10 protein-coding genes are annotated in these 13,122 nt (G+C 71.3%); 5 read left to right on the top strand and 5 right to left on the bottom strand.

Annotated features, from left to right (window positions below; all coding sequences use genetic code 11):
- The first annotated feature begins 30 nt into the window (after positions 1–30).
- Together ACWCQK_RS27640 and ACWCQK_RS27635 are read left to right on the top strand one after the other, a co-directional pair.
- Positions 31–954 carry a LysR substrate-binding domain-containing protein gene (locus ACWCQK_RS27640; RefSeq protein ID WP_451159384.1) on the top strand — a complete coding sequence of 308 codons (924 nt, stop codon included), beginning with the start codon at positions 31–33 and terminating at the stop codon, positions 952–954.
- Positions 951–1,892 (top strand): helix-turn-helix domain-containing protein, encoded by a 942-nt coding sequence (locus tag ACWCQK_RS27635; RefSeq protein WP_451159382.1) that lies wholly within the window; start codon positions 951–953, stop codon positions 1,890–1,892. Before ACWCQK_RS27640 ends, ACWCQK_RS27635 begins: the two co-directional genes overlap by 4 nt.
- Positions 1,893–1,950: 58 nt before the next feature.
- Here ACWCQK_RS27635 and ACWCQK_RS27630 read toward each other — a convergent pair whose 3' ends face one another.
- From ACWCQK_RS27630 to ACWCQK_RS27615, 4 genes are all read right to left on the bottom strand, one after another.
- The gene (locus tag ACWCQK_RS27630) at positions 1,951–2,862 is read right to left on the bottom strand and encodes an intradiol ring-cleavage dioxygenase (RefSeq protein WP_451159380.1); all 912 of its coding nucleotides are present in this window, start codon (positions 2,860–2,862) and stop codon (positions 1,951–1,953) included.
- A complete protein-coding gene (locus ACWCQK_RS27625) occupies positions 2,859–3,914 on the bottom strand; it encodes a maleylacetate reductase (RefSeq protein ID WP_451159378.1) in 1,056 nt (351 codons plus the stop codon). Before ACWCQK_RS27625 ends, ACWCQK_RS27630 begins: the two co-directional genes overlap by 4 nt.
- A gap of 3 nt (positions 3,915–3,917) precedes the next feature.
- Entirely contained in the window at positions 3,918–5,711 is a 1,794-nt protein-coding gene (locus ACWCQK_RS27620) for an FAD-dependent oxidoreductase (RefSeq protein WP_451159376.1), read from the bottom strand.
- A gap of 147 nt (positions 5,712–5,858) precedes the next feature.
- A complete protein-coding gene (locus ACWCQK_RS27615) occupies positions 5,859–6,497 on the bottom strand; it encodes an HD domain-containing protein (protein WP_451159374.1) in 639 nt (212 codons plus the stop codon).
- Between the two features lie 102 nt (positions 6,498–6,599).
- Here ACWCQK_RS27615 and ACWCQK_RS27610 point away from each other — a divergent pair, with 102 nt between their 5' ends.
- The 3 genes from ACWCQK_RS27610 to ACWCQK_RS27600 all read left to right on the top strand — a co-directional run bounded on the left by ACWCQK_RS27610 (position 6,600) and on the right by ACWCQK_RS27600 (position 10,596).
- Complete coding sequence (locus ACWCQK_RS27610; protein ID WP_451159372.1) at positions 6,600–7,571, top strand: GlxA family transcriptional regulator; 972 nt, start codon at positions 6,600–6,602, stop codon at positions 7,569–7,571.
- Positions 7,572–7,659: 88 nt separating this feature from the next.
- The gene (locus tag ACWCQK_RS27605) at positions 7,660–8,439 is read left to right on the top strand and encodes a DUF1963 domain-containing protein (protein ID WP_451159370.1); all 780 of its coding nucleotides are present in this window, start codon (positions 7,660–7,662) and stop codon (positions 8,437–8,439) included.
- Positions 8,440–8,619: 180 nt separating this feature from the next.
- Positions 8,620–10,596 carry a hypothetical protein gene (locus ACWCQK_RS27600; protein WP_451159368.1) on the top strand — a complete coding sequence of 659 codons (1,977 nt, stop codon included), beginning with the start codon at positions 8,620–8,622 and terminating at the stop codon, positions 10,594–10,596.
- A gap of 302 nt (positions 10,597–10,898) precedes the next feature.
- On the opposite strand, the gene ACWCQK_RS27595 is transcribed toward ACWCQK_RS27600, so the two are convergent.
- On the bottom strand, positions 10,899–13,121 hold the full coding sequence (locus ACWCQK_RS27595; protein WP_451159366.1) for a TIGR03767 family metallophosphoesterase: 2,223 nt from the start codon (positions 13,119–13,121) through the stop codon (positions 10,899–10,901).
- Between the last annotated feature and the right edge of the window lies 1 nt (position 13,122).

The raw sequence follows: 13,122 nt of genomic DNA, 5'->3' as shown, positions 1-13,122 counted from the left end.
TTGATAAGGGAGCCTTATAGGATGGTGCTCATGGAACTACGGCAGATCCGGTACTTCCTGGCGCTGGCCGAGGAATGTCATTTCGGGCGCGCGGCCGCCCGCCTGCATGTGGCGCAGCCGGCCCTTTCCCAGCAGATCAAACAGCTGGAGAAGGAGCTGGGGACGACACTGTTCACCCGTTCCACCCGGCATGTCGCGCTGACCGAAGCCGGTCAGCACCTCGTCGAGCACGCACGCGCCCTGACCACGGAGGAGGAACGGGCCCGGCTGCACATGAGGGAACTGGCCACCGGTCACGCCGGCCGCGTCTCCATCGGCTTCATCGGCACGGCCACCTACGACGTGCTGCCGCAGGTGGCCCGTACCGTACGGGCGCGGCTGCCCAAGATCACCATGGATCTGCGGGGCGAGCTCCTCACCCCCGACCTGGTGGACGGCCTGCTCGCCGGCACCTACGACCTCGCGCTCCTGCGCGGCCCGGTGGACCGGGAGGAGATCCGCACCACACCGCTGCGCTCCGAGTCGCTGGTCGCCGTGCTGCCGTCGCACCATCCCCTGGCGGGCCGGCAGCGCATCTCGTTGAAGGACCTGGCGGGAGAGCCCTTCGTCATCCACCCGTCCCGGTCCCGCTCCTCCATGTACGACTGGGTCCTGGCCGCGTGCCGGCGGGCCGGATTCCAGCCCGCGTCGCTGATGGAGGTGGGCGAGACGGCCACCCTCGTGGTCTTCGTGGCGGCCGGACACGGCGTCGCCCTCGTCCCCGAGTCCGTGCAGAGCCTCCGTCTCGGCAGCGTGGCCTACGTGCCGATCACCGAGAGCGAATCCGTCGATCTGGTCCTGGCGGGCCGAGCCGGTCGCGGGACCCCGGCGACGGAGCAGGTCGCCACGATGATCAAAGAATGCGTCGACGACCTGGAGCGTCGGGAGAGCCGTACCCCTACCCTGGAGGGATGACGAGCGGGACGACGGGCGCGCCGGTGCGCTTCAGCACCGTCGGCCTACCCGAGGCCGAACGTATCGCCCTGTGGGAAGAGCACAACGCCGAGACCCTGATCGGACTGCGCTGCCGTTCCCTCCAGGACGGCGCCCTGGACGCGACGGAGATCAACCTTCAGCTCCCCAGGGTGCATCTGGCGCGGGTGCTCGGCAGCCCCCACGTCGTGGAACGGCCACAGGCGGAGATCCGTCGGGTGCCCTCGGACGCCGTGGCGTGCTATCTGAACCTGGCGGGCGACGCGTTCTTCTACCACGACGACGGTGTCCGGCTGCTGCATCCGGGACAGCTGCTGGTCTGCGACGCGGACCTGCCCTTCATGCGGGGGTTCTCGCACGGCCTGGAGGAACTCGCGGTGAAGGTCCCCCACGCGGTGTGGCGTGATCTCGGGGGGCCGGTGTCCTTGCGGCAGCCGCTGGTCGTCGACGACGGACTCGTCCAGACCAGGACCCTGGCCACGCTGGTCGCCCGGGCACTGCGCCGGGACTCCTCCGGGAGTCCGGACGAGGACACGCTGCTGGACCTGCTCGCCTGTGTGGTGACGGGCCGCGCGCCCTCCCTGTCCACGGTGCACCTGGCCGTCGCGAAGGCCTACATCGACGAGCACCTGGCCGACGTGGGACTCTCCGCGACCCGTATCGCCCAGGGCATCGGGATCAGCGAACGCCATCTGTCCCGTGTGTTCGCGGCGGGGGGTTCGAGCGTGCCGCGGTATCTGCTGCTGCGCCGTCTCGAGCGTGCCCGGTCGTTGCTGCGGGAAGGCGGGGCGACGACCGTCGCCGAGGCGGCCGCGCGGTGCGGGTTCGCGTCGGCCGCCCATTTCTCGCACCGGTTCAAGGAGCGTTTCGGGCTGCGGGCCACCGATGTGCTGCGCGAGGCACGGTCACAGATGGCGTGAGCCGGTCCGGTCTCCGGGCGGCGGACGTCCCCCGCCGCCCGGAGACCGGACGGCCCGCTCACGTGCCGTCGGGGGCCAGCACGATGTCGAAACGCACCCGGGACCACGATCTGTCGCCGAGGTCGCGTCCGTCCGGCGCGGGCGTACCGGCCGGCTGCGTCCGGAAGTCCTTGACGAGCGACTCCTTGACCCCGAACACCGAGTCGCTGTCGAGGAGCTCGTCACCTCGGACGAAGATGTGCGTGACCAGCGTGCGCAGGGCGGGTCCGCCGACCATGAAGTGCAGGTGCGAGGCCCGCATGGGCGAGCGGCCGGTCGCCGCCAGCAGCTGTCCCACCGGTCCGTCGTGCGGGATGGGGTACGGCGTCGGTGTCAGGCCCCAGAAGCGGTAGCGTCCCTCGGAATCGGTGAACAGGTGCGCCCGCGCCGCCATCCGGTCGTCGCCGTACTGGGTGTCGTAGAAGCCGTCCTCGTCCGCTTCCCACACCTCGATCCGCGCTCCGGGGACCGGCTTTCCCGCGGTGTCCGTGACCGTTCCCTCCACCCAGCAGGGATCGCCCGCCGCGCCGAAGGCGATGTCGCCGCCGAGTTCGATCTCGGGACTGTTGTCCACGAAGAACGGGCCGAAGACGGTGGCTTCGGTGGCGTCACCGTAGGCCTCGTTGTTGACGGTGACGGTCTGCATGGAGATGCCCAGCACATCGGACAGCAGGATGAACTCCTGACGGCGTTCGTCGGTGATGTGACCGGTACGGGTGAGGAAGTCGATCCCCGCGTCCCACTCCTGTTCGGTGAGGCGGACCTCCGTCACGAAGGCGTGCAGGTGCCGGACCAGCGCCTGCATCACCTGCCGCAGCCGGGGGTCGGTGCAGTCGCCGAAGGATTCGAGCACCCGCCGGGTGATCTCGGCCTCCCGCTCCCGCTGGTCGGCCGGGACGGGGGCACCGGAAGTGTTGAGGCTGTCGGTCATCGGAGGTCGTTTCCTTCCCAGGCCGTCCGGACGAGCTCGGTGATCGCGTCGAGGGTGACCGGCCTCGGGTTGCCGGCCGGGGCTGCGGCGACGACCGCCTCGGCGACGTCGGCGATCCCGTCGGACGGCATGCCGAGCTCGCGCAGCGAGTGCGGGGCGTTCAGCTGCTCGCGCAGCCGGGCCAGCCCCTCGTCGGCGGTGGGCGCGTCGAGGGCGTCGGCCAGTCGCCGCTCGGCCTCCGGGACGCCGGGGGCGTTGAAGGCGAGGACGTGCGGCAGGACGACTGCGTGGGTCTGGGCGTGCGGCAGGTTGAACATGCCGCCCAGCACGTGACAGATCTTGTGGTGCAGTCCGGAACCCGCGGACGCGAACGCCGACGCGGACAGGTACGCGCCGTACAGCGCCCTCTCCCGGCCTTCCACCGCATCCGGCTCCGCGGCGACCAGCGGCAGGCCGACGCGCAGTGCCCGGGCGCCCTCGATGGCCAGCGCCTGGTTGATGGGGTCGGCGCGCGGGGCCCACAGGGAGTCCACGCAGTGCGCCAGCGCGTTCAGGCCGGAGGCGACACTGAGCCGCACGGGCAGCGTGAGTGTCAGTTCGGCGTCGTAGACGATGGCGCGCGGCAGGACCTTGGGATCCGTACCGGTGGTCTTGACCGAGTTCTCGGTCAGCCCCCATACGGCGGTGGCCTCGGAGCCGGCGTAGGTGGTGGGTACGGCGATGATCGGCAGCCCGGTGGTCAGCGCGACCGCCTTGGCGAGGCCGGTGGTCGAACCGCCGCCGACACTGACCAGGGCGTCGACGTCCCGCTCGGCGGCCGCGGCGCGCGCCTTGTGCGCGACCTCGACGGGCACGTGCATGACGACGTCGTCGTGCCGGTGGACCACGGGCAGCCCGGCGGTGACCCGGGCGGCCGGCTCCTGCTCGGACGTTCCCGCGATCACCATCACCCGGCGCGCGCCGAGCGCGGCAACCTCTTCGGCGAGCCCCTCCGCGGCCCCGCCGGAAGCGAACCGCACCCGCTGCGGCAGCGTGTCGTGAACGAACCGCATGAGCTAGTCCCTTCCCAGGATCGTGAGCAGGGCCCGGCGCAGCTCGGCCTCGGGGTTCTCGGGCAGGCTCATCACCCGCCAGGCGATGTGCTTGTCGGGCCGTACCAGCAGGACACCGCTCTCGTCGATCTCGCGCAGCTTGGCCCAGTCGTAGTAGAGGTCGGTCACCTCGCGGCCGGGGCCGATGACGACGGCCGTGAGAGGGATACCGAGGGCCTTGCCGACCTTCGCGGCCGCGTCCTCCCACGCCTCGCCCGCGATACCCGTGAGCAGGGTCCAGCCGTCGTAGGGGGCCAGGTCCATGAGGGCGTGCCGGTGCGCGCTGTCGCCGACCCAGGCGTGCGGCAGGCGCGCGCCGGGAACGGTGGACATCTCGTAGTAGAGATCGGCGTCACGCGCCGGGGCGGGCCGTTCGGTGCCGTCGGAGACGACAGCGCTCGAGGTGTAGTGCTGGCCGAGCTCGACACCGTGGGCGTTGAACTCGTAGTTCTTCAGGTCCATCGCGCGCACCAGGGCGTCCCGCTTGGCGGCGCCGGCGGGGGTGTTGTCCTTGCGCTCCTCGATGGCGGCCGCCATCTCGGCCTCGCTCTTGGCGTCGAGGACACCCAGCGCCTTGAAGATGTCGACGAACTCGCGGCTGGACTTGTTGGCCCGCTTGACGATGCGCTCCGCGACGGGCGCCCGCTCCGTGGTGTAGGTCTCCAGCAGGTCGGGGCCCGCGTGTCCCTTGAGCACGGCGGCGATCTTCCAGGCGAGGTTGTAGGCGTCCTGGACCGAGGTGTTGGATCCCAGGCCGTTGCTCGGCGGGTGCCGGTGAACGGCGTCGCCCGCGCAGAACACCCGACCCTCGTGCAGCCGGGTCGCGTACATCTCGTTGTTGCCCCACAGGCTGGTGCCGGTGATCTCCACCTCGAGCTCCGGCATGCCCAGCAGGCTGCGCACGATCTGCACGGCGGCCTGCTCGTCGACGACCGGGGGCTGCTCGGCGATGTCGTAGCCCCACACGACCAGCCACTCGTTCCAGGGGCGCACCATGCGCACCAGCCCGGCGCCGATGCCGCCCACGTTCGAGCCCGGCTGGATGACCCAGTACAGGACCGACGGCCGGTGCGAGACGAAACGGGTGATGTCGGCCTTGAACGTGATGTTCATCGACCCCGCGATGTCCATGGCGCCTTCGAAGGGCAGGCCGATGTCCGCGGCCACCTTCGAACGGGCGCCGTCCGCGCCGATCAGGTACTTGGCGCGAATGCTGTACTGCTGCCCGGTGAGCCGGTCCAGTACCTGGACGGTGACGCCGTCCGCGTCCTGGGTGTGGGAGAGGTACTCGGAGGAGAACCGGGTCTGGGCGCCGCGTGCGGCCGCGTTGCGCACCAGGATCGGCTCGAGGTAGGTCTGCGGGATGTCCACGGTCAGGCAGGGGGACGCGAGACGGTAGTCGGCCTCCCGGTCGGCGCGGGTGCCCCAGGTGTGGATCCGGCCGATCTCCTCACCGGCGATGCTGGTGCAGAAGACGGTGTCGCCGACCAGGCCGTGTTCGGTGGCGTCCGCCAGCACCTGGTCCTCGATGCCGAGATCGCGAAAGACCTCCATGGACCGCTGGTTGGTGATGTGCGCGCGGGGGGTGTTGGCCGTCCACCGGTACTTCGTGATCATGATGGTGCCTACACCGAGCGTCGACAGCAGCAGCGCGGCGGAAGCGCCCGCGGGGCCGGAACCGACGACGACCACGTCGGTCGTCACGGCCGAGTCGACAGGCAGTTCGGTCTCGGAGATCCCGTCGCTGAATATGGGCATCGCGTGGGGCCTTTCATCATTCCGGCATCGTTGCCGGCGACGCCAGTCTGGGACCGGGCGGCCGCCCACGGAACGGAACCGCCCCGAGGTCGGCGGGAACGCCAAGAGATGGCGGATCCACGAAGACGGGGGCCGCGTCCGCGGCGGTCACTCGGGCCAGTCCGAACCCTTGATGACGTCCACGAAGTCGCCGCGCCGGAAACCGGGAACGTAGTGGGCCAGTACGTCCGCCTTGACGTTGCCGAAGGTGGTCTGCGGGCGGTCCTTGATCCCGGCGGTGAACGCGGCGAGGATCCGGTTCTTGAAGTCCGGTCGCGGGTGCGCCGCGACGACCGCCGCCCGCTGCTCCTCGGAGACGGAGTGGAAGCCGATGCCCAGGACGTCCAGTTCGACCCCGCGGGTGACCAGGGCCACCTCGGGCGCCATGTGCAGCGGGATCTCCGGTGTGGTGTGCAGGGCGATGGCCGTCCAGACCCGGTCGGCCTGCTCCCCGGTGATGCCGTGCGCGCGCAGGAAGCGGCGGGCCTCGTCGGCGCCGTCGATCTCGAAACGCTGGTCCGTGCGGCGGAAGCGCTCGGTCAGCCCCAGATCGTGGAACATCGCCCCCACGTAGAGCAGCTCCGGGTCGAAACTCAGCCCCTGCTCACGGCCTCGCAGCGCCCCGAACAGGAACACCCTGCGGGAGTGGTCGAAGATCAACGGGGACGCGGCCTCCCGCACCAGCTCGGTGGCCTCCCGCGCCAGGCCGCTGTCCGGGATCCGCACGCCGGCGATCGTGTCACTCATTGTGTGCGCCTCTCGTTCCTCGGTAGGTGAGTACTGTCACCTTCGTCCAGTGCCGTAACCTGGGGCCATGTCCATTCAGCCAGGAGAACCACGGATTCGGACATGACACAGCGTGTGGCCTTCTTGGTGTTCGACGGTGTGACCATGCTCGACGTCAGCGGCCCGGCAGAGGTGCTGCACCAGGCGGGGCGGCTCGGCTGCCCCTACCGCCTGACGCTCGTCTCCCCCCGCGGTGGCGACGTGACGACGTCCTCGGGACTGGCCCTGGGAGGCACGACCGCGGCGGCCGACGCCGGGCCCCTCGACACGGTCGTGATCGCCGGTGCCGACCGGTTGGCCGAACGGCCTCTCGACGACGAACTGCTGGCCGTGGCCGGGACCCTCGCCGAGCGGGCCACCCGGGTCGCCTCTGTGTGCAGCGGGGCCTTCGTCCTGGCGGCTCTCGGTCTGCTCGACGGACGGCGGGCCACCACACACTGGCGGCACGCCAAGGCGCTCGCCCACCAGTACCCCCGGGTACGGGTCGAGCCGGACGCCCTCCACATCCGCGACGGGCGGTACGTCACCTCCGCGGGGATCAGCGCGGGCATCGATCTGGCCCTCGCACTGGTGGAGGACGACCACGGAGCGGAGACCGCCCGGGACATCGCCCGCGAACTGGTCGTCTTCATGCAACGCCCCGGCGGTCAGTCCCAGTTCTCCACGGCCCTCACCACCCCGCCGGCCCGCAGCGACCTGCTCCGCGCGCTCATCGCCGCCGTGCTCGCCGACCCGGCCGGTGATCACAGTCTGCCTGCCCTGGCCGCCTCCGCGGCCATCAGCACCCGGCATCTGACCAGACTGTTCCAGACCGAACTGGGCACCACACCCGCCCGGTGGGTCGAACGCGTCCGCCTCGACCACGCCCGGCAACTCCTCCTGGACGGACACAGCATCACCTCGGCGGCACACCACAGCGGCCTCGGCAGCGACGAGACCCTCCGCCGCGCCTTCGACCGCCACCTGGGCATCACCCCGAGCGAGTACCGAAGGCGCTTCACCACCACGCACGGGAGCGGCACGGCACCGGGGTAGCACGGCGCGCGGGCCCGACCCCGGGTACGAACGGTTCGAGCCACGCGCGTTCCGCGACGTGTCAGTGGCCCGTGGCACGATCGCGGGCATGACAGCGATCGACGAGCGGCTCATTCACGAGACAGCCGCCAAGTACGGCGTTCCCGGCCCCGTCGCACAGGAGTTGATGGCCGGCTCCCGGCCATGCCTGTATCTGGTGCCGTTCGAGCAAGTGCCCCCGTCCCAGCGGAAGAACGCCCGTCCCGCCGCGCGGACGGGCGGGCTCCCCGCACTGCCCGACGGCGTGGACTGGCCGGACGGCGGAGAGCCGCTCGTGCTGAGCGTCGACTGCGCGGCCCTGCCGCACGGCCTCCTGGACATCGAACTACCCGCCGATGGCCACCTGTTGTTCTTCACCGACATCGAGTACCCGCCGGATTCGTCCGTGCTGCTCCACGTCCCCGCCGGTGCGCACACCACGGAGCGCGCCGCGACGTACGACGTCGACGGTGAGGCCGTACGGGTCAGGGTCTACGAACCACGCACCCTGTATCCCGTGGCCGGACTGACCCTCGACAGCGACCGGCAACAGGCCCCGCGGGCCCGCGCGTTCCTGGACGGCGGCGGGGACGAGGAGGCGCTGGACGGTTTCGAGGAGGCCGTCCTCGACCTGGCCGCCGGCGGACATCGCCCCGGCGTCTGTGTGCAGATCGGCGGATTCTCCGACCCGTGGGACGTGGCACCGGACGAGGGAGGCCTCGTACTCCTCGCGCAGCTGGCGGGTCAGGCGATCGACTACGACGTGTTCACCATGAACCTCGTCGTGGGCACCCGTCAGGACCTCGCCGCCCGTCGGTACACCGGCCTCCGGTACGAGCAGCAGTGCTGAGCCGGAACCTCGTACGGTGTCCAGTCGCCGTACGGCTTGCGGCAGTTCCCCCGTCGCGGCCGCTGCGATAGGATCACTCGCCGTCCCCCGCCTGTGGCAAGGCCACCGATCACGACCGACGCGGCGGTCCGGCCGGCTTCACCTGGCGTTGTCGAGCACACCCAGGAGAGAAGAACCGCCGTGAACAATGTGGATGCGCCCGCTCGGGACGCGCCCGGTCCGGCCGGACCGGATGCCGCTCGCTCCGGTGACCTTCGGGTCCTGCTCGACGAGGGCACCCGTGCCGTCGTCGACGGCGGGGATCTGCGCACCGGCCGGGACCGCTTCGCGCGTGCCTACCGGATCGCCGAGTCGCTGGGCGAGGATCGGGCGATGGCGGTGGCCGCCCTCGGCTTCGGCGGCCTGTGCGTGCACGAACACCGCACGGTGGCGGGCTCGGTGCTCCTGGAATCGCAGATACGCCGGGCGCTGGAGTTGCTGGACCCGCAGTCCTCCCTGGCGCTGCGGCTGCGCATCCGGCTCGCCGGGGAGAGCGACTACCGCAACAGTGACAACACGGCGGTACTGGCGCTGCTCGAACAGGCCAGGGCGCAGCAGAACCCGATGGCGCGTGCGGAGGCGCTGAGTCTGGCCCATCACTGCCTCATCGGCCCGGAGCACGGCGCGCTGCGCCGGGAACTGGCCGCCGAGCTGGTCGCGGAGAGCTTCCGTACCTCCCGGCGCAGCGATCTGCTGATGGGCCTGCTGTGGCAGACGGTCGACATGTTCCTGGACGGCGATCCCCACGCGGAACGCTGTCTGTCGGAACTGCGCGGTCTGCTGGCCGAGCAGGACCATCTCGCGGTGGGCTTCGTCGTGAGCGCGATGGACGTCATGCTCGCCGTCCGCGCGGGCCGTCTCGACGAAGCCGAGACCCTGGCCAGGGCCTGCACGGAGCGCGGGATCGCCGCCGGTGACGTCAACGCCACGGTGTGGCAGGCCGCTCAGCTGGTGACCATCCGCTGGTACCAGGGCCGCGTGGTCGAACTCGTGCCGCTGCTGAGCGAAGTGGTCAACTCTCCGACGCTCAGCGCCGTGGACGACCACGCCCAGGCGGCGCTGGCGGTGGCCGCCGTGACGGCCGGGGACCGGCGCAAGGCCGTCAGCGCCCTGGCCACGCTGTGCGGCGACGACCTGGGCGACCTGCCTCGGTCGAGCAGTTGGATGGTGACGATGCACGGTGTCGCGGAGGCCGCCTACCTTCTCGACGACGCCGCGACGGCGGCGCGGGTCTACGAACTGCTCGGTCCGTACGGTCACCTGCCGATCGTGGGCAGTCTCGCCGTCGCCTGCTTCGGCTCGGCCCAGCACGCGCTCGGGGTGGCCGCGCTGACCATGGGAGACGTCGAGCGCGCGGTGACCCATCTGCGGGACGCGGTACGGCAGAACCTCGCCCTGGCGCACTGGCCCGCGGTCACGGCCTCCTGGGACCGGCTCGCGGTGGCGCTCGTGCGCGCGGGCCGGCCCGCCGAGGCCGAGGCCGTACGGCGGGAGATGGCCATGGCGGCTGAGGAGGCCGCGGCGCCGCCACCGGAGACCACCGCCGCGGGCGAGACGGATGAGCGGGCCGAGGACGGGCGGGAGCAGGCCTCGGCGTTCTGTACCCGGCTGGGCCGCAAGTGGCGGGTCGGGTTCGGCGGGCGCAGCGTGCTGGTGGAGCACAGCGTGGGGATGCTGCACCTGGTGGTGCTGATCGCCAACCCGCGCCAGGAGATCCAGGCCGTCGACCTCGTGGCCGGGCTGACCGCGGTCAGCGAGGCCGCCGAGCACACGGCCCTGTCCCGGCAGCCGGCACTGGACCGGGTGGCGGCACTGGAGTACCGCGACCGACTGACCCGGCTGCGCGCCGAACTGGACGAGTTCAAGGCGGCCGACGACCACGAGCGCGCCGCCGCGGCGCAGGCCGAACACGACTGGCTGATGAACCAGTTGGCCGGTGCCACGGGCCTCGGCGGACGCGTCCGCCGGTTCCCCGAGGGCAAGGAACGCTCCCGGGTCGCGGTCAGCAAGGCCATCCGCCGGGCGCTGGACCGGATCACGGCAGCCGATCCGGTGATCGGTGAACACCTCCAGCACGCGGTGCACACCGGGGTGCGGTGCTCGTACTGGCCCGCCTGACGTGGGCCCGGCGGCGCTCGCGCCCCGGACCGACGGGCCGCGGCCGATGGGCGGGGCCGTCCGGCCGGCACCCGGCCTCGGTGCCGGCCGGACGGGAGAGCACGCCGATGCCCCGCGTGACGTACGTTCGACGCCTCGATCCGCGTGACGAGCGCCGGCGGGACCCGCGGGATGTTCACCCGGCACAGGCCCGTCGGCGGTACCGCACCGCTCCCGGTCGGCCGTCCGCGCGGTGCCGTGCGCGCCCGCCGCCGCACCAGCGGGCGGCGGTCGCCGGTCGGCACGCGCGTGGACGGTCCCCGTCACAGCGCGATCAGCGTCTGCCAGGTCGTGGACGCCGCGACCCCGTCGGCCGGCAGGGTGTGGGCGGACTGGAAGGACCGCACCGCGTTGCCGGTGGCCGAACCGTAGGAGCCGTCCACGCTCAGCGCCGCCCCGTGGGCGTTGAGCTGGCGTTGCAACGCCGTCACGGCGGCCCCGCCGCTGCCCTGCTGCACGGTGAGGGCGAGCGCCCGCCACGTCGCGGCTCCGACGATCCCGTCGGCGGTCAGCCCCCGGCCGGTCTGGAAGGCCCGCACCGCGCCGACCGTGGCCGTCCCGAAGGAGCCGTCCACGGTGAGTACCGCCCCACGGGCGTTGAGCAGGTACTGCGTGGTCCTGACCCGCTCACCGGCCGCCCCCTGCTGGATCACCGGCCAGGCGACGCTCGGCAGCGGGGTGCCGCTGCCCGTGGGCAGGGTGAAGGGAGCGGGGAGGAGCAGTTGTGTGTTGCGGGCGTCGGCCGTTCCACGGCGCTTGCCGATCCCGGCCGCCACGGCCTGGAGGTCGTTGGCGGCCAGCTCGCGTCCCAGCGCGGCCAGTGCGGCGGGGGTGCTGGTGTCCCCGTCGCACGACAGCGGCGCGTCGGAGTCGACCATGGTGGTGAAGATGGACAGGATGCCGCCGCCTTCGGCGATCTCGAAGATCCGGCTCTGGATGGGCCAGTCGATGTGCGACGCCGTGTTCACCTCCCAGAAGCCGTTGCCGATGGCGGACGGCCAGGAGGCCTTGTGGGCGGTGACGTTGTTGGTGTGGGTGTGCCCGTCCACCATCAGGACGACGTTCGGGAAGCGCAGCAGCAGGTTGCGCAGTTCCGTGCCGCCGTACGGTGATCCGCTGTCGGTGTTGTCCATGGAGTCGAGCGTGTGGTGGCAGCAGACGACGATGAGTTTGTCGGTCACGCCGGGCTGGGTGACGACCGTTCTGGCGCGGGTGCCGTTGGAGTCGTCGAGTTCGTAGCGTGAGCTGTTGGCCTTGAGCTGGGCGTTCAGCCAGTTCCACTGGCTGGTGCCGATGGCGCCGCCCGCGCCGCCGCTGGTGTTGGTGGTGTCCAGCACCAGGAACTGGACTACGTCGTTCGGCCCCGAGGGGATCGCGTAGTAGCCCTTGTCGCTGCCGGAGGTGAAGCCGTGTCCGCGGGGAGTGCCGGTGGTGTTGAAGTGCTCGGCGATGAAGTCGCCCCGCGTGAGCAGCCGCCGGGACGGGTCCGCCGTCACGTGGGCCGTCTGGAGGGTGAACTCGCCCGTGAGGATGTCCTTCAGCAGGTTCAGGTAGTAACTGGCGGAGTTGTCGAAGACATCCGGGACTCCCTCGACCTCCGTCAGTTTGGTGGAGCCGGTGGCGATGCTCTTGAGCGGGTCGAACGGGAGGACGTCGATCGGGACGTTGCCCTGGACGAGGGCGTCGTGGTTGCCGTAGGCGGCGTACCAGGGCATGCCCAGTCCGGTCGCCGTGAACGGTCTGCGGGCGGCGTTCAGCAGACCGCTCACCACGGGAAAGCCGTGCTGGCCGTGGTTGTCCGGCGGAGTCTGCCGCGCCTCCGGATGCCAGTAGTGGGTCTCCACCCCGAACTGGCCGCTCCCCACGCTCTCGTCCCTGGCGAGGTCGCCGGAGTCCGGGCGTACCGTGCTGCCGTCGAGCAGGTCGATGTACCACCGTGACTCGTTGTACTGGCAGTTGTCGACCGCGTCGCCCGTGACGACGGTGAAGGACAGCGGCGCGCCGGTCCGCGGACCGCGCACGACCTGGCGTACGGCCCGGCACATCGCGTCCGTCGTCTGTGTCGAGAGGAACTCGTGGGCACGGTAGGCGGATTCGGTCGGGTACGAGTTGTAGTGCGGCGGTCCGTAGTCCGCGAGCCGGTCGAGGCACTCGACCCGCAGGGGCGACTGGTCGTCGACGATGTGCAGGTCGGACATCTGGGCGAAGGCGATCAGCGACCGGTTGACCTGCGGTGCGGTGGCGAGGGTGAAGTCGTTGCGGACGAGGTGCGGTTCGCCGGGGCCGGTGACCACGCCGTGGTACCCCATGCCCAGGTCGGGGCCGATCTGCACGGTCTGGTCCAGGGTGGTGAGCCCGAATGCGGCACCGGTGCCGAGGGGCGGCGCCGCGGCGGTGGCGACGGCGCGCAGACCGCCGACGTCGATGGCCGCGGCCACCACGGCCACTCCGGCGGCGGTCAGGATCCGGCGACGGGAGATTGCCATG

The organism is Streptomyces sp. NPDC002306 (assembly GCF_053593435.1).
Note: the sequence above shows the minus strand (reverse complement) of the source record. Positions and strands in the feature narration are given on the sequence as shown.